Annotated in this window: 17 protein-coding genes; 10 read left to right on the top strand and 7 right to left on the bottom strand. The window is 75.1% G+C overall.

Annotated features, from left to right (window positions below; translation table 11 throughout):
* Positions 1-188: 188 nt before the first annotated feature.
* Both ABFY03_RS06925 and ptsP read left to right on the top strand, forming a co-directional pair.
* The gene (locus ABFY03_RS06925; RefSeq protein WP_319009726.1) at positions 189-638 is read left to right on the top strand and encodes a PTS sugar transporter subunit IIA; all 450 of its coding nucleotides are present in this window, start codon (positions 189-191) and stop codon (positions 636-638) included.
* Between the two features lie 81 nt (positions 639-719).
* A complete protein-coding gene (gene ptsP / locus ABFY03_RS06930) occupies positions 720-2,390 on the top strand; it encodes a phosphoenolpyruvate--protein phosphotransferase (RefSeq protein WP_346169487.1) in 1,671 nt (556 codons plus the stop codon).
* 76 nt (positions 2,391-2,466) lie between these two features.
* On the opposite strand, the gene ABFY03_RS06935 is transcribed toward ptsP, so the two are convergent.
* Both ABFY03_RS06935 and ABFY03_RS06940 read right to left on the bottom strand, forming a co-directional pair.
* Positions 2,467-3,363, bottom strand: a complete 897-nt coding sequence (locus ABFY03_RS06935; protein WP_346169488.1) for a hypothetical protein — start codon at positions 3,361-3,363, stop codon at positions 2,467-2,469.
* Between the two features lie 38 nt (positions 3,364-3,401).
* Positions 3,402-4,682, bottom strand: a complete 1,281-nt coding sequence (locus tag ABFY03_RS06940; RefSeq protein ID WP_346169489.1) for an MFS transporter — start codon at positions 4,680-4,682, stop codon at positions 3,402-3,404.
* A gap of 47 nt (positions 4,683-4,729) precedes the next feature.
* On the opposite strand from ABFY03_RS06940, the gene ABFY03_RS06945 reads away from it, so the two are divergent.
* Complete coding sequence (locus ABFY03_RS06945; protein ID WP_346169490.1) at positions 4,730-6,049, top strand: aminotransferase class I/II-fold pyridoxal phosphate-dependent enzyme; 1,320 nt, start codon at positions 4,730-4,732, stop codon at positions 6,047-6,049.
* A gap of 72 nt (positions 6,050-6,121) precedes the next feature.
* Here the strand turns inward: ABFY03_RS06945 and ABFY03_RS06950 are convergent, their stop codons facing one another.
* Positions 6,122-7,765 carry a molybdopterin-binding protein gene (locus ABFY03_RS06950; RefSeq protein WP_346169491.1) on the bottom strand — a complete coding sequence of 548 codons (1,644 nt, stop codon included), beginning with the start codon at positions 7,763-7,765 and terminating at the stop codon, positions 6,122-6,124.
* A 134-nt stretch (positions 7,766-7,899) separates the two neighbouring features.
* Between ABFY03_RS06950 and ABFY03_RS06955 the strand changes: the two genes are divergently transcribed.
* On the top strand, positions 7,900-8,619 hold the full coding sequence (locus ABFY03_RS06955) for an RNA polymerase sigma factor (protein ID WP_346169492.1): 720 nt from the start codon (positions 7,900-7,902) through the stop codon (positions 8,617-8,619).
* Positions 8,616-9,653 (top strand): CU044_5270 family protein, encoded by a 1,038-nt coding sequence (locus ABFY03_RS06960; RefSeq protein WP_346169493.1) that lies wholly within the window; start codon positions 8,616-8,618, stop codon positions 9,651-9,653. The genes ABFY03_RS06955 and ABFY03_RS06960 overlap by 4 nt, the downstream gene beginning before the upstream one ends.
* 48 nt (positions 9,654-9,701) lie before the next feature.
* On the opposite strand, the gene ABFY03_RS06965 is transcribed toward ABFY03_RS06960, so the two are convergent.
* A complete protein-coding gene (locus tag ABFY03_RS06965) occupies positions 9,702-11,681 on the bottom strand; it encodes an acetoacetate--CoA ligase (protein WP_319009734.1) in 1,980 nt (659 codons plus the stop codon).
* A 213-nt stretch (positions 11,682-11,894) separates the two neighbouring features.
* Here ABFY03_RS06965 and ABFY03_RS06970 point away from each other — a divergent pair, with 213 nt between their 5' ends.
* Both ABFY03_RS06970 and ABFY03_RS06975 read left to right on the top strand, forming a co-directional pair.
* Entirely contained in the window at positions 11,895-14,255 is a 2,361-nt protein-coding gene (locus ABFY03_RS06970; protein WP_346169494.1) for a glycoside hydrolase family 31 protein, read from the top strand.
* A 117-nt stretch (positions 14,256-14,372) separates the two neighbouring features.
* A complete protein-coding gene (locus ABFY03_RS06975) occupies positions 14,373-15,158 on the top strand; it encodes a DUF4253 domain-containing protein (RefSeq protein WP_346169495.1) in 786 nt (261 codons plus the stop codon).
* 19 nt (positions 15,159-15,177) lie between these two features.
* Here the strand turns inward: ABFY03_RS06975 and ABFY03_RS06980 are convergent, their stop codons facing one another.
* The gene (locus tag ABFY03_RS06980; protein ID WP_386723720.1) at positions 15,178-15,777 is read right to left on the bottom strand and encodes an NUDIX domain-containing protein; all 600 of its coding nucleotides are present in this window, start codon (positions 15,775-15,777) and stop codon (positions 15,178-15,180) included.
* Here ABFY03_RS06980 and ABFY03_RS06985 point away from each other — a divergent pair.
* From ABFY03_RS06985 to ABFY03_RS06995, 3 genes are all read left to right on the top strand, one after another.
* Complete coding sequence (locus ABFY03_RS06985; protein ID WP_346169497.1) at positions 15,756-16,568, top strand: M15 family metallopeptidase; 813 nt, start codon at positions 15,756-15,758, stop codon at positions 16,566-16,568. The two genes, ABFY03_RS06980 and ABFY03_RS06985, sit on opposite strands and share 22 nt — an antisense overlap.
* Before the next feature lie 81 nt (positions 16,569-16,649).
* Complete coding sequence (locus ABFY03_RS06990; protein WP_319009739.1) at positions 16,650-17,114, top strand: Zn-ribbon domain-containing OB-fold protein; 465 nt, start codon at positions 16,650-16,652, stop codon at positions 17,112-17,114.
* On the top strand, positions 17,111-18,298 hold the full coding sequence (locus ABFY03_RS06995; protein ID WP_336624879.1) for a lipid-transfer protein: 1,188 nt from the start codon (positions 17,111-17,113) through the stop codon (positions 18,296-18,298). The genes ABFY03_RS06990 and ABFY03_RS06995 overlap by 4 nt, the downstream gene beginning before the upstream one ends.
* A gap of 30 nt (positions 18,299-18,328) precedes the next feature.
* On the opposite strand, the gene ABFY03_RS07000 is transcribed toward ABFY03_RS06995, so the two are convergent.
* Both ABFY03_RS07000 and ABFY03_RS07005 read right to left on the bottom strand, forming a co-directional pair.
* Entirely contained in the window at positions 18,329-18,934 is a 606-nt protein-coding gene (locus ABFY03_RS07000) for a GTP-binding protein (RefSeq protein WP_319009740.1), read from the bottom strand.
* On the bottom strand, positions 18,915-19,352 hold the full coding sequence (locus ABFY03_RS07005; protein WP_346169498.1) for a DUF742 domain-containing protein: 438 nt from the start codon (positions 19,350-19,352) through the stop codon (positions 18,915-18,917). Before ABFY03_RS07005 ends, ABFY03_RS07000 begins: the two co-directional genes overlap by 20 nt.
* Between the last annotated feature and the right edge of the window lie 6 nt (positions 19,353-19,358).

A 19,358-nucleotide genomic window follows, 5' to 3' on the forward strand; every position in this document is an offset into this window, starting at 1 on the left:
TCAGGCAGGAGTACGACAGTACATCCCACCGTCAGTAGAGGCAAATCGTTTCCGGTAGTCCCTAGGTCCGCCAAGTGGTACGTCTCGTGCGGAACCGGGACTTCTTATGACTTACGCTTCTGAACAGTACGCGCCGCCCAGGACAGGTGTGGCGGCGCCACACGATCTCCGCCCCTGGGAGGCTTCCCATGTCAACCGTGACGTCGCCACTCGCTGGACGCGCCATCGGTCTCGCCAACGTTCCCGACCCGGTCTTCTCCGGTGCCATGGTCGGGCCCGGCACCGCCATCGATCCCGTACGTGAGCCCTCCGAGGCGGTCTCCCCCGTCGACGGGGTCATCGTCTCCATGCACCCGCACGCCTTCGTGGTGGTGGACGGCGAGGGACACGGCGTGCTGACGCACCTCGGCATCGACACCGTGCAGCTCAACGGCCAGGGCTTCGAGCTGCTCGTGAACAAGGGGGACACCGTGACGCGCGGACAGGCCGTCGTGCGGTGGAACCCCGCCGAGGTCGAGGCCGCCGGCAAGTCCCCCATCTGCCCCGTCGTCGCCCTCGAGGCCACGGCCGACTCGCTCTCCGGCGTCCGCGAGGACGGCGACGTGAAGGCCGGCGACCAGCTCTTCGACTGGAGCTGAGCGCGGTCCGTCGTCGGACGGGCGCGAGAACGACATACACACGCGGCGGCACCGGCCGCCGCTCTATCGGAGACGGGTGAGATGGAGACAACGCTGCGAGGCGTCGGGGTCAGCCACGGCGTGGCGATCGGCCAGGTGCGGCACATGGGTACGGCGGTTCTCGAACCGCCCGCCAAGCAGATTCCCGCCGAGGAGGCGGAGCGCGAACAGGGGCGCGCCCGCCAGGCGGTGGAGGCCGTGGCCGCGGACCTGATCGCGCGCGGCAATCTGGCCGGCGGCGAGGCCCAGGCGGTGCTGGAGGCCCAGGCGATGATCGCCCAGGACCCCGAGCTCATCGCCGACGTCGACCGCAGGATCGCGGTGGGCAGCACGGCCGAGCGCGGCATCTACGACGCCTTCTCCCACTACCGCGAACTGCTCGCGGGTGCCGGTGAGTACATGGCGGGCCGGGTGGCCGACCTGGACGACGTGCGGAACCGCATCGTCGCCCGGCTGCTCGGTGTACCGATGCCCGGTGTTCCGGACAGCGACGAGCCGTACGTGCTCATCGCCCGGGACCTGGCGCCGGCCGACACGGCGCTGCTCGACCCGGCGCTGGTGCTCGGGTTCGTGACCGAGGAGGGCGGGCCGACCAGCCACAGCGCCATCCTGGCGCGTGCCCTGGGGGTGCCGGCCGTCGTGGCGCTGCCCGGTGCCGGTGAGCTGGCCGAGGGCACGGAGATCGCGGTGGACGGCTCCACCGGCGAGATCTTCGTGAACCCGAGCGAGGACAAGAAGGCGACGCTCACCAGGGCCGCCGAGGAGCGGAAGGCCGCGCTGTCCGCGTCCAGCGGTCCGGGCGCCACCTCGGACGGGCACAAGGTGCCGCTGCTCGCCAACGTCGGCGGCCCGGCGGACGTGCCGGCCGCGGTGGAGGCGGGCGCCGAGGGCGTCGGTCTGTTCCGTACCGAGTTCCTCTTCCTGGACGACAGCAAGAGGGCTCCGTCCGAGGACAAGCAGATCGAGGCGTACCGGCAGGTGCTGGAGGCGTTCCCCGAGGGCCGCGTGGTCGTGCGGGTGCTCGACGCCGGTGCCGACAAGCCGCTGGACTTCCTGACGCCCGCCGACGAGCCGAACCCGGCGCTGGGCGTGCGGGGTCTGCGGTCGCTGCTCGACCACCCGGAGGTGCTGGGGACGCAGCTGACCGCGCTGGCCAAGGCCGCCGCCGGTCTGCCGGTGTACCTGGAGGTCATGGCGCCGATGGTGGCCGACCGGACGGACGCGAAGGCGTTCGCCGACGCGTGCCGCGAGGCGGGGCTGCAGGCGAAGTTCGGCGCGATGGTGGAGATTCCGTCCGCCGCGCTCCGCGCGCGCTCGATCCTCCAGGAGGTCGAGTTCCTGTCGCTGGGCACCAACGACCTGGCGCAGTACACCTTCGCCGCCGACCGTCAGGTGGGCGCGGTGTCCCGGCTGCAGGATCCCTGGCAGCCGGCGCTGCTCGACCTGGTGGCGCTGTCCGCCGAGGCGGCCAAGGCCGAGGGCAAGAGCTGTGGTGTCTGTGGCGAGGCCGCCTCCGACCCGCTGCTCGCCTGTGTGCTGACGGGTCTGGGTGTCACCTCCCTGTCGATGGGTGCGGCGTCGATCCCGTACGTGCGGGCGACGCTGGCGAAGTACACGCTCGCGCAGTGCGAGCGGGCGGCGGCCGCGGCGCGTGCCGCGGACACGGCGCACGAGGCGCGGCTGGCCGCGCAGGCGGTGCTGTCCGGGGAGTGATCCCGGAGTCGTAGGGCGTGGTCCGGAGGGGCTTCCCGTCACCTGGTGGCGGGGAGCCCCTCCGTCGTGTCCGGGGTCAGCAGGCGCCGGGGCGGTGCTCGTGGGGGCCGGGGGCGAGGAGGAAGCCGGCGCGGTGGTCGACGCCGTGCTCGGGGGGAAGGGGTTCGCCGGTGCGGGCGTCGGTGCAGTAGGCGGCGAAGACCTCGGCCTCGGTGAGGGGGCTGAGGGTGCCGTCGGCGAGGCGCCAGCCGTGGAGCCGGTCGGGGCGGCCGGGGCGGGTGGCGCGCAGGACGAGTCCGCCCGGGGAGGCGAGGACGATGCCGGCGGCGAGGACGGCGGCGAACTCGGTGGCCGCGGTGGGGTCGTGGTGGCTGGTGCCGTGCTCGTCGCGGGTGGTGTGGAGGACCGCGAGCAGCTGGTCGTCGGCGGCGGGGACGCTGCAGACGAGGTGGTGCGTGCCCGTGCCCGCGCCGTCGAGGAGGTCGAGGAGCAGACGGGTGGCGCGGTCGAAGGCGTCGCGGCCGAGGTCCACGCCGCACTCGGGGCAGTCTCCGGCGGTGGCCAGGACGGTGGTGGCGTACTCCCAGGTGGCGCGGCGGACGGCGGTGTCGACGAGTTCGGGGAGGAGGACGGTGAGGGGCTGTCCGGTGTAGGTGACCCGGGCGCCGGTGGTGGCCAGGTGGTCGGTGAAGCGGCAGCGGCTGGCGGGGTGGTCGGCGTCGAGGCCGGTCTCGGCGCAGTAGGAGGCGTATTCGTCGGGGTCGAAGAGGGCGACGGTGGTGTGGGTGCCTTGGCGGGCGAGGGATTTGAGGAGGCCTTCGACCTCCTTGAGGTAGGTGGTGTGGTCGTCGAAGGCGAAGGTGCGGTACCGGCGCATGGCCGCGAAGTCCTGTTCGTCGGCGAGGAGGCCGACGGTGCTGGGGATCTCGCGGCGCAGGGCGCGGCGGAGGCGGTTCGTGGTGGTGGTCGTCATGGCTCCCCCTTCGGGTGTGGTGCGCCGATCACGGGCGATCAGTGCTCACTCACCGTAACCGTCGCCACTGACAGTGACGATCGGGCGGGGGTGACGCGGTCGCGGATGAGGCGGTGCTGGGTCGCGCCGGCGGCGACGAGGGCGAGGCCGAGCAGGGGCCAGGCGAGGGGTCCGGCGGTCATGACGCCGGTGACGAGGAGGGGGCCGGCGAAGCGCTGCGTGGACTGGGCGAGGCCGTGGACTCCGAGGTAGGCGCCCTGGGCGTCGGCCGGGGCGAGGGCGACGGAGAGTTCCCAGGAGGAGGTGGCGTGGAGGATCTCGGCGAAGGTGAGGGCGATGACGGCGACGGCGAGGGCGGCGACGGCGAGGGTGCGGCCACCGGCGGCGGAGACGGCGAGGGCGACGGTGCCGACGACGAAGAGGCCGGTGAGGGGGACGAGGAGGCGGCGGGCGGCGGGGGTGGTGGCGCCGAAGCGGGCGAGCGGGACCTGGAAGAGGACGACGAGGACGGTGTTGAGGACCAGGAGGAGCGGGGCGAGGCCGACGGGGGCGTCGGTGGCGTGGACGATCCAGAGGGGGATGGCGACCTGGAGGATCGTGTCGTCGAGGAAGAGGGCCGCGTCGGTGGCGGTGTAGCCGAGGAAGGTGCGGTCGCGCCATGGACTGGAGGCCTTGGGGCGGGGGGCGTCACCCGCGGTGGCGGCGACGCGGGAGGGGACGGGCGGTTCGGCGCAGCGCAGGGTGAGGGCGGCGATGGCGAGGTAGGAGAGGACGTTGCCGACCAGGAGCCAGGTGTACGCCTGGGTGGAGCCGGTGGCGAGGGCTGCGGCGGCCCCGACGCCTCCGATGGACCAGCCGAGGTTGACGGTGGTGCGCTGGATGGCCTGGTAGCGGACGCGTTCGGCGCCTGCCTGGCGGGCGGCGTAGAGCTTGATGAGGACGCTGCCCGCGCGGTCGGGGAGGGCTCCGAGTGCGGAGTACAGGGTGAGGAGGAGGAAGTGGTCGGTGGTGAGGAGGGCGAGGAGGGTGGCGCCGCGCATGAGTTGGGTGGCGGCGATGACGCGGACGAGGGGGAAGCGGTCGGCGAGGAGGCCGGCGAGCGGGGCTCCGGCGACGCCGACGCCGCCGGAGACCGTCATGAGCAGACCGACCTGGGCGAGGCTCAGGCCGGAGACGTAGGTGAAGTAGAGGGCGGTACAGCCGGCCCAGAGGCCGGTGCCCGTCTTGTCGATGATGCTGACGACGAGCATGCGGCGGCCGTCGCGGCCTCCGGGTATGCGGTCGAGTGCGGTGCGGTGCCATGAGGACGGGCGGCTCACGTGGTTCCCCCTTGACGCGAGTTATGTATTGATACATAGTGTTGTACGTGGCAACACAATATTCGATCCAGGGAACGACGGCCAAGGGGATTGCCTCGTCCGTCGAGCGCGGCGTGGCCGAGGGCGAGCTCGCGCCGGGCGACGCCCTGCCTCCCGTACGGAAGCTGGCGGACGATCTGGGGGTCAGTCCGGGCACAGTGGCGACCGCCTACAAGGAGCTGCGCGGGCGCGGGCTCGTCGTGACCCGCGGCCGGGGCGGGACGGTGGTGGCGGAGGCGCCCTCGGTGGCGTCCCGTCGCCCTCCCCGGATGCCGGAGGGTCTGACGGACCTGGCGAGCGGTCTGCCCGATCCCGCTTTCCTGCCGGTGCTCCACCCGCCCGGTGAGGTGCGGCCGGTCTACGGCTCGCACCGGGCCGCGCCGCGGCTCGCCGCCCTGGAGGAGCTGACCCGGGCGTGGTTCCGGCGGGACGGGGTGCCCGCGGAGCGGGTGACCTTCGCGCACGGGGCGCTCGACTGCATCGCCCGGCTCCTCTCGGTGGAGCTGCGGCCCGGTGACGCCGTGGCCGTCGAGGACCCCGGTTTCCACCACCTGCTGGACCTGGTGCCCGCGCTGGGGCTGCGGATGGTGCCGGTCGCCGTCGACCCTGCCGGGATCACGCCGGACGGGCTGCGGGCGGCGCTGCGGGCCGGGGTGCGGGCGGTCGTCTTCAGTCCCCGCGCGCAGTGCCCCACGGGTGCCTCGCTCACGCCGGAGCGGCGGGACGAACTGGGGTCGCTGCTCCGGGAGTTCCCCGAGGTCCTCGTGATCGAGGACGACTACCTCGCCGAGCTCGACGCTCCCCCGGCCCCCACCGTGGCCGCGCTCGGCCCGGCCCGCTGGGCGCAGGTGCGCACGGTGTCGAAGCGGTTGGGCGTGGACCTGCGGTGGGCCGGACTCACCGGTGACGCGGTGACGCTCGCCCGGCACGACGGCCGGATGCTGATGACCTCCGGCTGGGTCAGCCATGTGCTCCAGGAGATCGTGGTCCGGCTGTTCTCCGATCCGGAGGTGGCACGACTCGTGGCGCGGGGGGAGGTCGCGTACGCGGAACGGCGGCGGGCGCTGGTCGACGCGCTCGGCGCCCGCGGGATCCGCGCGGTCGGGGCCACGGGGCTGAACGTGTGGGTGCCGGTCCGGGACGAGTCCGCGGTGGTCAACGGGCTGCGGACACACGGCTGGTGGGTGGCTGCGGGTGCCCGGTTCCGGATCGACGCGCCGCCCGCCGTACGGATCACCGCGTCCACGCTGCTGCCGGACGCGGCGGATCGGCTGGCGGCGGACTTCGCGCGCGTGCTCGGGGACGCGCAGGCGACGTACGGGGGGTGAGGCGGCGTGAGCCCGCCGCCCGGGCCGGGGTGCGGCCGGGCGGCGGGCTCACGCGCGCGTGGGCGGGTGGTGTCAGCGGGTGCGGTAGGCGTGGCCGAGGGTCTGGTCGAGGGTGTTGCCGGCCGTGTCGGTGAGCTCGGCGCGGAACGAGACCGTGCCTCCCGGTGCGGGGTTGCGGATCACGACGGCGCCGTCCGTGACCGGGGCGTCGGTCCAGGTGGTGCCCCCGTCGACGGAGACCCGGACGCGCAGGGAGCGCAGACCCCGGCCGGCGGCGGGGCCCTGGACGGTGACCGGGACACGGTAGTCGGTGCCGGCGGGGGCGGTGCCGTCGAGGGCGAGCGGCGGGGTGAAGCGGACGACGCTCAGCGGAAGCGCGGTCGGGGTGGCGGTCGCGGCGGAGTCGAAGCCCCAGACGGCGGTGGTGCGCCCCGCGCGCGTGCCGGAGCCGTGCAGGGCGGTGGCGGTGAGGCGGTATCGGGCCCGGTCGGGGCTGGCGAGCGGGAAGGAGGCGCGGCCGGGGGCGCCCCGGTCGGTGCCGACGAGGACGCCGTCCCGGTGGAGGGTGGTGGCGGCCGAGCGGAAGACCGGGTCGGAGGGGGCGTGTCCGTCGCCGTCGGCGAGCAGCGGCAGGTCGAGGGTGAGCCGGTCGCCGTCGCGGACGCCGGCGGGCGGGGCGTCGGGGGCCTGGTCGAGGGCCGGGCCGAGCACGGCGTTGTCGAAGGTGTGGGTGAGGGTGGCGCCCGCGCGGACCGGGAGGTCCTGGGCCTCGTACAGGTTGGGCGGCGCCTCGGGAGTGCCGGGTGTCATGTAGACGAGGTCCCAGGAGCCGCGTTCGGGGGTGACGTGGAAGGTCGCGGTGCCGGTGCGGGCGAGCTCGGTGCTGAGGCTGACGGTGGTGCCGTAGGACGGCTGGATCCCGGCGGAGCCGAAGCCGCCGGCGCCGTCCCGGTCGGCCGCGCGGGCCTCGACGGTGGCCAGGTCGCCGGCGGCGGGCCTGCGGACGAAACCGGTGAGGGCGCGGCCGGAGGTGAAGCGGTAGCCGAGGCCGTAGTCGGCGCGCTCGCCGATCCAGTAGCCGTCGAACGTGGCCGTCACGGAGCCGGGTTCGGCGGCGGGCCCGAGGTGGGCCACGCGCAACCCGGCCGCGGAGGACATCAGGTTCGTGGAGCGGGTCTGTCCGTCGTGGCTGACCTCGACGAACGACATCGCGTGCCGGGGCTCGGCGCCGGCCTCGGGCGGGCGCACGTCGACCGGGGACGTCGTGCGGGCGTCGACGGTGACGGTGGTGTCGCGGTCGAGGTCGAGGCGGGGCTGGACGAGCCAGTCGGTACCCGCGCCCTTGTACAGGGGGTACACCTCCGAGTCGAGGAGGTAACGGCCCTTCGGCAGGCGGAGCGTGACGGTGCCGGAGGGGTCGTGGACGTTCTCCTCGACGTCCTGGCCCGGGCCGGAGACGCCGGTCAGGTGGGTCGCGTAGGCGGAGGCCGCGGCCCCCGTGCGGTCCAGGTGGCGGATGGTCAGGGTGACCGTCCCGTCCTGGCCCGCTGAGGCCGCGGCGAGGGGCGGGACGGTGAGGGCCGTGGCGGTGACGGCGGTGGCGAGGGCGAGAGCCCGGAGGGTGGGTCGGAGGGTGGGTCGGATCCTGGATCCGGTGTTCTGGATCCTGGATCCAGTGGCTCGGACAGGGGATCCGGTCGTCGCTGTTCCGTTCATGCAGGGAACTGGGCGCGAAGCGGCCGGAGTTCCCGTGACCTGGGCCACAGTGGCGGGCGGGGCGGGGCGCCGGTGTGGCGCGGGTCACGGGAACCCGGGCGAACCGGCGGCCAGTACCCGGTGTGGAACCAGAGATGAGAGAACGTTTCCGGGCCGGGGATCCCTCGGCGCTCGGTGACGCGTACGACGCGCACGCACGCGTGCTGTTCCAGTACGCGTACCGCATGTGCGGCGACCGTGCCGCGGCCGAGGACGTCGTGTCCGCGACCTTCCTGGAGGCATGGCGCTGCCGGGGCAAGGTCCACGCGGACGGCGGGAGCCTGCGGCCGTGGCTGCTCGGGATCGCGACCAACGTCCTGCGCGGGGCCGCGCGGGAGGCGCGGCGGCGCGACGCGGCGCTGGCGCGGATGCCCGACAGCGGGGTGCTGCCGGACTTCAGCGACGCGGTGGCCTCACGGCTCGCCGACGAGGAACGGCTCCGGGCCGCGCGGGTGGCCCTCGGCCGGCTCCGGCGCCGGGAGCGGGAGGTCTTCGGGCTCGTCGTGTGGGCCGGCCTCGACTACGCCACGGCGGGCGAGGCGCTGGGCATCCCCGTCGGCACCGTGCGGTCCCGGCTCTCGCGGGCCCGGGAGCGGCTGCGGACGCTCGCGGAGGCGGAGCTGCGTTCCGGGCGGCGCGGGCGCGGCCGGCGGGCCGGCGACCGCGCCTCCGGAACCCCCGACGCCGGCCCCCCGCCCGGCCGCGCGCCCGCCCCCGAACCCCACTCCCCCGCCGGCTCGGCCGGCGCCGCCGTGCCCGTGCGACCGGGCCGCACCGTCCTCGTCCCCCGAACCTCACCGGAGGAGCCGGCATGAACGCCATCGATCCCCGAACCCGTCCTCAGGACGCACTGCTCACCGAGCTGTCGGAGCTGCTGCCGCCGCCCCCGGTGCCGGAGTTCGCGCCGGAGCGGCAGCGGGAGCTGCGGCGGACGCTGATGGCGTCGGCGCGGCCCGCGCGACCGGCGGTGGGGTGGACCCGGAGGGCCGTGCGGTTCGCCGTGCCCGCCGTGGTGTGCGGCATCGCGGCCGGCGCGGTGCTGGTGGCCGCGCCCTCGGAGCCGGAGCCGCGCGACGGGCGCCCGTCGGTGCGGGCGGAGGGCGCGTCCGCGGTGCTGTCGCGGGCCGCGCTCGCCGCCGCCTCCGCGCCGGCGCCGGACGCGCGGCCGGAGGAGTTCGTGTACGTGGAGAGCCTGGTGTCCCGGGCCGGGCGTCCCGCGGCCGGCGGGCCCGCGGTCGTGGAACCCGCGCACCGGCGGCAGGTGTGGCTGTCGGCGGACGGCAGCCGGGCCGGGCTCGTACGGGAGGCGGGCTCCGCCGATCAGGAGCTGTCGCCCCGGCTGCCCGTGTACGAGCTGGAGCACCCGGGGGCCGAGCCGCGGCGGACGGTCCTGGAGCCGTCGGAGCCGTCGGTGACCGCTCCGACGCACGCCTTCGTGGCGGGGCTGCCGACGGACGCCGACGCGCTGCTGCGGCTGGTGCGGGAGCAGACCCGTACCGGCGGCGGGGACGCGGAGCAGCGGGCGTTCACGGCGATCGGGACGCTGCTGGCGGAGACCTGGGCGCCGCCGCAGGTGACGGCCGCGTTGTTCGAGGCGGCCGCGCGGATCCCCGGGGTCGTGGTGGTGCCGTCGGCGCGGGACGCGGCGGGCCGGGAGGGCGTGGCCGTGGCCCGTACCTCCGGCGGTGAGCGGACCCAGTGGGTCTTCGACCGGTCGACCTCGGCCTTCCTCGGGGAGCGGACCGTGCTCGTCGCCGACTCGGAGGCGGGGCCGGCCGGGACGGTGCTGAGCGAGACGGCGGTGCTGACCAAGGCGGCGGTGGCGAAGGCCGGTCAGCTGCCCGGCTGAGCCGGTCCGTGGTGAAGGGGCGCCCCCGCGGGGGCGCCCCTTTCCGTGTCAGCCGCGGCGGGCCGCCGCGAGGGACTCGTAGAAGCGGAGCAGGTCGAGGTTGTCGACGGAGCCCGCGTTGACGGCCTTCTCCAGGGGGGTGCCCTGGAGAAGGCGCTTCACCGGGACCTCGATGCGCTTGCCGGTGAGGGTGTGCGGGACGCCCGGGACCTCGATGATCTCGTCGGGGACGTGCCGCGGCGACAGCTCGGTGCGGATCGTGGCCCTGATCCGCGCGATCAGGTCGTCGTCGAGGGCGGCGCCTTCGGCGAGGTGGACGAAGAGGGGCATCCAGTAGCCGCCGTCCGGTTCCTCCAGGCCGATGACGAGGGATTCCCGGATCTCGGGGAGCCGTTCCACCGCCTCATAGATATCGGCGCTGCCCATCCGGACGCCCTGGCGGTTGAGGGTGGAGTCGGAGCGGCCGTGAATGACGACCGAGCCGTGGTCGGTGATCGTGATCCAGTCGCCGTGCCGCCATACGCCGGGGAACATCTCGAAGTAGCTGTCGCGGTAGCGGCTGCCGTCGGGGTCGTTCCAGAAGTGGATCGGCATGGACGGCATGGGGTTGGTGACGACGAGCTCGCCGACCTCGCCGACGACGGGCTTGCCGGACGGGTCCCAGGACTGGAGGTCGGTGCCGAGGCCGGCGGCCTGGAGCTCGCCGACGTGCACGGGCAGGGTGGGGACGGCGCCGGCGAAGCAGGAGCAGACGTCGGTGCCGCCGCTGACGCTGGCGATCCACAGGTCCTCGCGGACCTCGTCGTGGAGCCAGCGGAAGCCGTCGGGCGGCAGCGGGGAGCCGGTGGTGGCGACGCACTTCACGGCGGACAGGTCGAAGTCGCGGCCGGGGTGCACGTCGGCCTTGGCGCAGGCCATCACGTAGGCGGCGGAGGTGCCGTACAGGGTGGCGCCGGTGCGCTCGGCGACGCGCCACTGGGCGCCGGTGTCCGGGTAGCCGGGGCTGCCGTCGTACAGCACGACGGTGGTGCCGGTGAGGAGGCCGGAGACGAGGAAGTTCCACATCATCCAGCCGGTGGACGTGTACCAGAAGAAGACGTCCTCGGGGCCCAGGTCGCAGTGGAGGCCGAGCTGCTTGAGGTGCTCGACGAGGATGCCGCCCTGGGACTGGACGATGGCCTTCGGGAGGCCGGTGGTGCCGGAGGAGTACAGGACCCACAGGGGGTGCGAGAACGGCACCTGCTCGAAGACCGGTTCCACGTCGGCGGCGACGAGGTCGGCCCAGTCGAGGGCGCCCTCGGGGGCGGGGGTGCCGAGCAGCGGGATGTGGACGACGGCGCGGAGCGTGGGGAGTTCGGCGCGGAGTTCGGCGACGGTGTCGCGGCGGTCGTGCTGCTTGCCGCCGTAGCGGTAGCCGTCGACGGTGAAGAGGACCACCGGCTCGACCTGCTGGAAGCGGTCGAGGACCGAGCGGGCGCCGAAGTCGGGGGCGCAGGAGGTCCAGACGCCGCCGACGGCGGCCGTGGCGAGGAGGGCGACGACGGCCTGCGGGACGTTCGGCAGGTAGCCGCTGACGCGGTCGCCGGGGCGGACGCCGAGGGCGCGCAGCTCGGCGGCGAGCGAGCCGACCTGGCGGCGGAGCTCGGCCCAGGTGATCGGGGTCGGCTCGTGCGTCTCGTCGACGTGGAGGAGCGCGGTGTCCTGGGGGCGGTCGGCGGCGGCGCGCAGGGCGTGCTCGGCGTAGTTGAGGGTGGCGCCGGGGAACCACTCCGCGCCCGGCATGGACCGGTCGCCCAGCACGCGCGCGTAGGGGGTGGAGAAGCGGACGTCGAACCATGCGACGACGGCCTGCCAGAAGGTCTCCAGCTCGTCGACGGACCAGCGGTGCAGGGCCGGGTACCCGCCGTCGGCGGGGGCGCCGTGGTGCTCGGCGGCCCACGCCTGGAAGCGGGTGACGGCGGCGTGGGCGATGCGCTCCTCGTCCGGCTGCCAGAGCGGCTCGGTCGGCTCGGTCGGCGCAGTTGTCATCGGGTGGCTCCCTGGCTGTACGCGGGTCGGCGTGTGTCGCGCGCACGTGCGGGGGTGTGCGCGTGACGCGGCTGACAGGACGATGCCATGGGAGCGGCTTTCGCACCAGGGCCGCCCGCGCGCGGGCGGCTGGTTGAACATGTGCTCCCACCTCGGGTGAACGGGAGTTGAACGGGGCTCGCGGCGCCGCTGGTGGGTGGCAGGGTGGGCCGCATGGACGGTCGTGGACTGGTGCGTTCGGTGAGGGTGTTCGGTTCGGTGCGGGGGCTCAGGACGGTACGGGCGGCGTGGCGGCAGCGGCGGGCGGACGCGGCGGGGCTGCCGCCGCGGGGGGCGGAGCGGGCCCGGGTGCCGGGGCCGGTGGAGGGGGCGGAGGCGCTGCCCGGCGGGGGGATCGTCCGCTTCGCCCGGTCGTCCCTACGGGTGTGCGTGTCGGCGGGCGGCACGGTGTTCTGGGGGTGGGACGGGGCGGAGCCGGAGCCGTCGTACGCGCTGGCGGGTCCGGCGCCCGATCCGGACCCGCGGGCGGTGCTGGAGCCGGACACGGACGGCGGCTGGCGGGTCGTGTCGGAGCGGGTGACGGTGGCGGTGTCGCGGCACGGGGCGGTGGAGATCCGCACGCCCGGCGGGGTGATGCTGCGGCGTGATCTGCCGCCGCGCTGGTGGGAGCCGGTGGGCGGGGGGCCGTCGCGGTGGGCGCAGCGGGCCGAGGTGCCGGCGGACGCCCGGTTCTTCGGTCTCGGCGGGCGGGCCTCGGGGCCGCGGCTGCGGGACGGCTCGTACCGGCTGTGGAACACGGACCCCAAGGGGCGGTTCGGGCCGGAGGACGATCCGCTGTACCTGACGATGCCGGTGCAGTTCGTGGTCGCGGACGCGGGGACGCACCTGGCCTTCCACGACAACTCCTGGGACGGGCGGGTGGCCCTCGCGGAGGGCGAGGAGGGGGCGGGGTCGGGTCACGACCGGCCGGGCACCAGCGAGGTGCGGATGGAGGGCGGTCCGCTGCGGTGCTGGGTGGTGGTCGGCACCCCCGCGCGCGTGCTGCACCACTGGGCCGCGCTGACCGGGGCGCCGGCGCTGCCGCCCGCGTGGGCGCTGGGGCCGCAGCACGCGCGCTGGGGGTTCGGGAGCGCGGCGGAGGTGCGGCGGCTCGTGTCCGGCTACCGGGAGCGGGGGCTTCCGCTGTCGGCGGTGCACCTGGACATCGACCACCTGGACGGGCACCGGGTGTTCACGGTGGACCGGGAGCGGTTCCCGGATCTGCCGGGGCTGGCGGAGGAGCTGCGCGGGGAGGGCGTGCGGCTGGTGTCGATCGTGGACCCGGCGATCGCGGCCGAGCCGGGGAACGTGCTGTACGAGGAGGGGCGGGCGGCGGGGGCGTTCGTGCGGGACGCGCGGGGCGAGGAGGTGCGGGGGGTGGTGTGGCCCGGCGAGTGCGCCTTCCCCGACTTCACGGATCCGGCGGTACGGGAGTGGTGGGGCGGCCTGTACGAGGAGCGGTTGCGGCAGGGCTTCTCGGGCGTGTGGCACGACATGAACGAGCCGGTGTCGTTCGCGGCGTTCGGCGACCCCACGCTCCCCCGGTCGGCCCGGCACCACCTGGACGGGCGGGGCGGCGACCACCGGGAGGCGCACAACGTCTACGGGCTCCTGATGGCCCGGGCCGGGTACGAGGGGCTGCGGCGGCTGCGTCCCGGGGAGCGGCCGTTCCTCTTCACGCGCTCGGGGTGGGCGGGGATGCAGCGGTACGGGGGGACCTGGTCCGGTGACGTGGCCACCGGCTGGCCGGGGCTGCGGGCCTCGCTGGCGCTGGTCCTGGGGCTCGGGCTGTGCGGGGTGCCGTACTCGGGGCCGGACGTGGGCGGTTTCGACGGCAGTCCGTCGCCGGAGCTGTTCCTGCGCTGGTTCCAGCTGGGGGCGTGGCTGCCGCTGTTCCGGACGCACGCGGCGCTGGGCGCGGGGCGGCGGGAGCCGTGGGAGTTCGGCCCGGAGGTGCTGGAGCACGCGCGCGTGGCGCTGGCCGAGCGGGAGCGTCTGCACCCGTACTTCGTGACCCTGGCCCGGCTCGCGAGGATGACCGGCGCGCCCTACGCGCGGCCGGTGTGGTGGGCGACGCCCGAGGACCGGGCCCTGCGGGAGTGCGAGGACCAGTTCCTGCTCGGCGACGCCCTGTTGGTGGCGCCGGTGCTGCACCGGGGCGCGGACCGGCGGGCGGTGCGGCTGCCGCGCGGCCGCTGGTACGACACGGCGACCGGCGCCGCGTACGAGGGTCCCGGACAGGTGCTGCTCGACGCGCCGCTCGCGCGGGTGCCGGTGCTGGCCCGGGCGGGCGCGGTGGTGCCGGTGCGCGGCGAGGACGGTGAACTCGTGCTCGAGGTGTGGGCGCCCGCGGCGGGGCGGACGGGCGGGGGGCTCGTCGTCCGTGACACCGGGGACGGCTGGGAGCCGGCGGAGATCGAGCGCTACCAGTCGCGGCTCGTGGACGGCAGGGTCGTGGTGGAGCGGGTGACGGAGGAGGGGCCGGTGGAGCCGGGGCTGCCGGTGCGGGTGCGGGGGCGCGACGGCGGGGTGTGAGGCGGAGCGGGACGGCCGGGTGCGGGGCGGGGTGTGCGGCCGGAGCGGGACGGCCGGGTGCGGGGCGGGGTGTGCGGTCGGACGGGCTTGTCGGACCCTCCGCCTAGCATCCGGGGCATGGATCTGGAATCTCTGCGGGGCGAGGGCGTCCCGCTGCCCGCCGGGCGCTTGGTGACGGCCGGCGAAGGGGACGGCGGGACGCTGCCGTTGTGGCTGAGCGACGGGCCCGCGCCCTTCGGGCTGTGGGGGCGGATACGGGCCGCGCACCCGCGGACCGGGCTGTGGCCGCTGCTGCTCGAACCGCTCGACGGGCACGAGGACTTCCGGCCGTGGGGGTCGGGGGAGCTCTTCCCCGGGGCGTCGTCCCGGCCCGCCGACCACGAGCCCGCGACCGTCCTGGCGCGCTGGTGGGACGACTGCGTCTCGACCGGCGAGGACGACGACGCGCCCGCCGTCACCGCCCCGTACGGCCGGGCCTGGCCGGGGCTCGCGCCGGGGCGGACGCCCGTGGAGGACCCCGGTCGGCCGGCGGACGAACACGCGGACGCGCTCCTGTCCTTCGGCGCCGAGGCCCGTCTGGGGCTGGTCGAGGCCGCGTCCGGGGCGGAGGCGCTCGTCGTCACGGGCTGGTCGGGGCCGGTCAACCACGCCGGCACCGGCGAGATCGCCGCCGTGGTCGCCGACTGGGAACGGCGCTTCGGGGCGCGGGTGTTCGCGGTCGGGTTCGACACGCTGCGGCTGTCCGTCGCCGCTCCCCCGGCCACCCTGGAGGAGGCGCTGCCGATCGCCGCCGAGCACTTCGCCTTCTGCCCGGACAACCTGTGGCAGGGGCCCTGCGGGGACCTCACGGCGTACGCGGAACACCTGGTGGGGGCGGACGAGTGGACCTTCTGGTGGGACTGACGGGCAGGGGGACTCGCGGTCAGCCGTAGGCGCCCGCGAACCACTTCCGCACCGCTTCGGTGTGGAGGGGGAAGACCAGTTCGCGGGGTTCCTCGAGGACTAGGCGGGCGGAGGTCTCCGGGGTCGGGGTGAAGGGGGTGAGGGCGGCCGCCTCGACGGGTGGGAGGAGGCCGAAGACGAGGAGGTGTTCGGCGGAGCCGAGGACGTCGGCGAGCCGCACGGAGCCGGGATCGGCGTCCAGGCCGGTCTCCTCCCGGAGTTCGCGGGCGACGGCGGTGCGCCAGTCCTCGCCGTGGTCGATGAAGCCGCCGGGGAGGGCGGTGCCGCCGTGACCGGGGTGGATGGCACGGGTGATGGCGAGGAGACCGGCGCCGTGCGGCGAGGTGACGGGGAGGAGGGCGACGGCGACGGGGAGGGGGTTGCGGTAGGCGGTGGTGGCGCAGACGGGGCAGGTGCGGGGCCAGCCGGTGGTTCCGGCCGGGTAGCGGGCTCCGCAGGCCGAGCAGTGGGAATGGAGGACGGGCTTGGTGTCGGTCACGGGGGGACCGTATGCGAGAGGCTTTCCCGGCGGGGGCGGAACTGGTAGACCCGGTGCGCATGACTGGACTCGCCTCTGCATTCCGAACCCTCGCCGTCACGGGCGCGGCCGCCCTCCTCGCCTGCGCGGGGGCCGTCGCCTCCCCCGCCGCGGCGGTGCCCGAGCCGAAGGCGCCGCCGGAGTTCGTGGCGCTGGACTCGGTGGACCGGACCATCCTCCAGGAGATGCGGTACACCACGGCCCACAACTTCGTGGGGGAGCCGATCGACGGCTATCGGCAGCCGCTGTGCGTGCTGACCCGGCCGGCGGCGGAGGCGCTGCGCCGGGCGCAGACCCGGCTGCTGGCGCGGGGGTACGCGCTGAAGGTGTACGACTGCTACCGGCCGCAGCGGGCGGTGGACCACTTCGTGCGCTGGGCGGAGGATCTGGCGGACGAGCGGATGAAGGCGGAGTTCTATCCGCTGGTGGCGAAGGAGCGGCTGTTCGCGGACGGGTACATCGCGGAGAAGTCCGGGCACAGCCGGGGTTCGACGGTGGACCTGACGGTCGTCCGGTTGCCGGCGGCGCGCACGCGCGCGTACGTGCCGGGCGAGGAGCTGACGTCGTGCACCGCCCCGTACGAGGAGCGGTTCCCGGACAGCTCGGTCGACATGGGGACCGGGTACGACTGCTTCGACACGCTGTCGCACACCGAGGACCCGCGGATCACGGGGGTGCAGCGGGCCAACCGGCAGCTGCTGAAGGGCGTGCTGGAGGCGGAGGGGTTCGTGAACCTGCCGGAGGAGTGGTGGCACTTCACCTTCAAGCCGGAGCCGTTCCCGTCGACGTACTTCGACTTCCCGGTGGCGCGGCGGTCGGTGGCCGGGCGCTGACGTCTTCCCCGTCCCGGGGGCCCGTGCCAGACTCGGCACGAAGGATCTGACAGGTCGTCAGATCACGGGGAGGGGCCGGAGATGACACGGAAGCGCAGGCCGGTGGTGGCCGGCTGGTTCACCGACGACACGGTCCAGGACGGGGAGTTCCGGCTCCTCGCCACCCGGTGCTCGGCCTGCGCGGCGGTGTTCTTCCCGCGCGAGGACCACGCCTGCCGCAACCCGGTGTGCCCGGGAGGCGGCACGCTCGACGAGACGCCGCTCTCGCCGCGCGGGCGGGTCTGGTCGTACACCGACGGGCGCTACCGGCCGCCCGCCCCCTACGTCTCCGACCCGGAGGCGCCCTGGGAGCCGTACGTCCTCGTCGCGGTCGAGCTCGCCGCCGAGGGGATGGTGGTGCTGGGGCAGGCCGCGCCCGGGGTGCGGACGGCGGACCTCGCGGTGGGGGCGGAGGTCGAGGTGGTGCCGGGCGTCCTGAACGAGGACGCCGAGCACGTGTGGACCACCTGGCGGTGGCGGCCCGTGGGGACGGAGGAGCGCGCGTGAACGACATCGCCGTCATCGGGGCCGGGATGCACCCCTGGGGCAAGTGGGGACGGAGCTTCGTCTCGTACGGGACCGCCGCCGCCCGCGCCGCGCTCGCCGACGCCGGCGTGCGGTGGTCCGACATCGGCTCCGTCGTCGGGGCCGACACCGTGCGGTGCGGCTATCCCGGGTACGTGGCCGGGGCGACCTTCGCGCAGGCCCTCGGCTGGCAGGGGGCGCGGGTCACCAGCGTGTACGCGGCCTGCGCGTCGGGCGCCCAGGCCGTCGGGGCGGCCCGGGCGCAGATCCTGGCCGGGCTCGCCGACGCGGTGCTCGTCGTCGGCGCGGACGCCACCCCCAAGGGCTTCCTCGCGCCGGCCGGCGGGGAGCGGCCGGACGATCCGGACTGGCTGCGGTTCCGGATCCTCGGCGCCACCAACCCGGCGTACTTCGCCCTCTACGCCCGCCGCCGGATGGCCCTGTACGGGGACACCGCCGAGGACTTCGCCCAGGTCAAGGTGAAGAACGCGGCGGCCGGGGCGCTCAATCCGATGGCCCGCTACCGGAAGCCGGTGACGGCCGGGGAGGTCGCCGGCTCGGCGGTGGTCGCCGATCCGCTGCGGCTGCTCGACATCTGCGCGACCTCGGACGGCGGGGCGGCCCTGGTGCTGTCCAGCCTGGACTTCGCCCGGCGGCACGGGCACCCGGACCCGGTGCGGATCCGGGCGGTGTCGACCGTCTCCCCCACCTACCCCAAGGCGGTGCTGGACCTGCCCGACATCGCGACCGACTCGACCACCGCGCTCGCGCCGGCGCCGCACGCCTTCCGGGCCTCGATCGCGCGGGCGGCGTACGAGGAGGCGGGGCTCGGGCCGGAGGACCTGTCGCTGGCCGAGGTGTACGACCTGTCCACCGCCCTGGAACTGGAGTGGTACGAGGACATCGGTCTGTGCGGGCGCGGCGAGGGAGCCAAGCTGCTCCGGGACGGGGTGACCCGGCTCGGCGGCGCGCTGCCGGTGAACGCGAGCGGCGGGCTCGCCTCCTTCGGGGAGGCCGTGCCCGCGCAGGCGATCGCCCAGGTCTGCGAGCTGACCTGGCAGCTGCGGGGCACCGCGGGCGACCGACAGGTGCCGGGCGCGCGGGCCGGGATCACGGCCAACCAGGGGCTGTTCGGGCACGGTTCGGCGGTGGTGGCGGTCCGCTGAGGGCCGTGCGGGGCCGTCCCCCCGTACGGCTCAGGTCGCCACGGAGGCGTGGTCCCGGTCGGCGAGGACGAGGGCGTGCTCGACGACGGCGACGAGGACGTTCTTGACCGACTCGCGGTCGCGGGCGTCGCACATCACCAGCTCGACCTCGGGGTCGAGGTCGAGCGCCGCCCGGACGGTCTCCGTCGGGTAGCGGCGGGCGCCCTCGAAGCAGTTGACGGCCACCGTGAAGGGGATGCCACGCCGTTCGAAGTAGTCGATGGCGGCGAAGCTGTCCTCCAGGCGGCGGGTGTCCGCGAGCACCACCGCGCCGAGCGCCCCCTGGGCCAGTTCGTCCCAGAGGAACCAGAAGCGGTCCTGTCCGGGGGTGCCGAACAGGTACAGGACGAGGTCCTCGCGCAGCGTGATCCGGCCGAAGTCCATGGCGACCGTGGTGGTCGTCTTGGACTCCACGCCGTGCAGGTCGTCCACCGGGCGGCCGGCCTCGGTGAGCACCTCCTCCGTCCGCAGCGGTCTGATCTCGCTGACCGCGCCGACCAGTGTGGTCTTGCCGACCCCGAACCCGCCCGCGACCAGGATCTTCAGGGTCACCGGCTCGACGGGGGTCTTGGTGCGGCTAGAGCGCCCGAAGGCCATTGATCACCTCGCGGAGGATGCTCACGTCCGGCAGCTGGGCCGGCGGAACGGGGCGGGTCACGTGCACGAGTTCCTCGTCGACGAGGTCGCCGACCAGGACCCGGACCACCCCGACGGGGAGGTCGAGTCCGGCGGCGAGCTCGGCGATCGACTGGGGCTGTTCGGAGCAGCGTTCGACGATCTCCACGTGTTCCGGGGAGAGCGACTGGTCGCGGCCGGGGTCGTCGGCGGCGGGCTCGGGGACCACCACGGCGATGAGGTCCAGCCGGTGGCGGCCCGCGGCGCTCGTCCGGCCGCGGGTCATCGCGTAGGGACGGACGACCGGTCCGGCGTCGTCGTCGTACCAGTGGTGGGGGGCGGCCGACGGCCGGCCGGGGGTGTCCCGGCCGGGCCGGCCGCGCTCGGCTGCGTCGCTCATGCGGGG

This window comes from Streptomyces roseofulvus (genome assembly GCF_039534915.1).
GTDB lineage: Bacteria > Actinomycetota > Actinomycetes > Streptomycetales > Streptomycetaceae > Streptomyces > Streptomyces roseofulvus.

Excerpts from the sequence above, each read along its gene's own strand:
- ABFY03_RS06950 (WP_346169491.1), bottom strand. The coding sequence starts at position 7,765 with ATGAACGGAACAGCGACGACCGGATCCCCTGTCCGAGCCACTGGATCC.
- ABFY03_RS06925 (WP_319009726.1), top strand. The coding sequence starts at position 189 with ATGTCAACCGTGACGTCGCCACTCGCTGGACGCGCCATCGGTCTCGCC.
- ABFY03_RS06965 (WP_319009734.1), bottom strand. The coding sequence starts at position 11,681 with ATGACAACTGCGCCGACCGAGCCGACCGAGCCGCTCTGGCAGCCGGAC.
- ABFY03_RS06975 (WP_346169495.1), top strand. The coding sequence starts at position 14,373 with ATGGATCTGGAATCTCTGCGGGGCGAGGGCGTCCCGCTGCCCGCCGGG.
- ABFY03_RS07000 (WP_319009740.1), bottom strand. The coding sequence starts at position 18,934 with ATGGCCTTCGGGCGCTCTAGCCGCACCAAGACCCCCGTCGAGCCGGTG.
- ABFY03_RS06960 (WP_346169493.1), top strand. The coding sequence starts at position 8,616 with ATGAACGCCATCGATCCCCGAACCCGTCCTCAGGACGCACTGCTCACC.
- ptsP (WP_346169487.1), top strand. The coding sequence starts at position 720 with ATGGAGACAACGCTGCGAGGCGTCGGGGTCAGCCACGGCGTGGCGATC.
- ABFY03_RS06970 (WP_346169494.1), top strand. The coding sequence starts at position 11,895 with ATGGACGGTCGTGGACTGGTGCGTTCGGTGAGGGTGTTCGGTTCGGTG.
- ABFY03_RS06980 (WP_386723720.1), bottom strand. The coding sequence starts at position 15,777 with ATGCAGAGGCGAGTCCAGTCATGCGCACCGGGTCTACCAGTTCCGCCC.
- ABFY03_RS06985 (WP_346169497.1), top strand. The coding sequence starts at position 15,756 with ATGACTGGACTCGCCTCTGCATTCCGAACCCTCGCCGTCACGGGCGCG.
- ABFY03_RS06935 (WP_346169488.1), bottom strand. The coding sequence starts at position 3,363 with ATGACGACCACCACCACGAACCGCCTCCGCCGCGCCCTGCGCCGCGAG.
- ABFY03_RS06955 (WP_346169492.1), top strand. The coding sequence starts at position 7,900 with ATGAGAGAACGTTTCCGGGCCGGGGATCCCTCGGCGCTCGGTGACGCG.
- ABFY03_RS06990 (WP_319009739.1), top strand. The coding sequence starts at position 16,650 with ATGACACGGAAGCGCAGGCCGGTGGTGGCCGGCTGGTTCACCGACGAC.
- ABFY03_RS07005 (WP_346169498.1), bottom strand. The coding sequence starts at position 19,352 with ATGAGCGACGCAGCCGAGCGCGGCCGGCCCGGCCGGGACACCCCCGGC.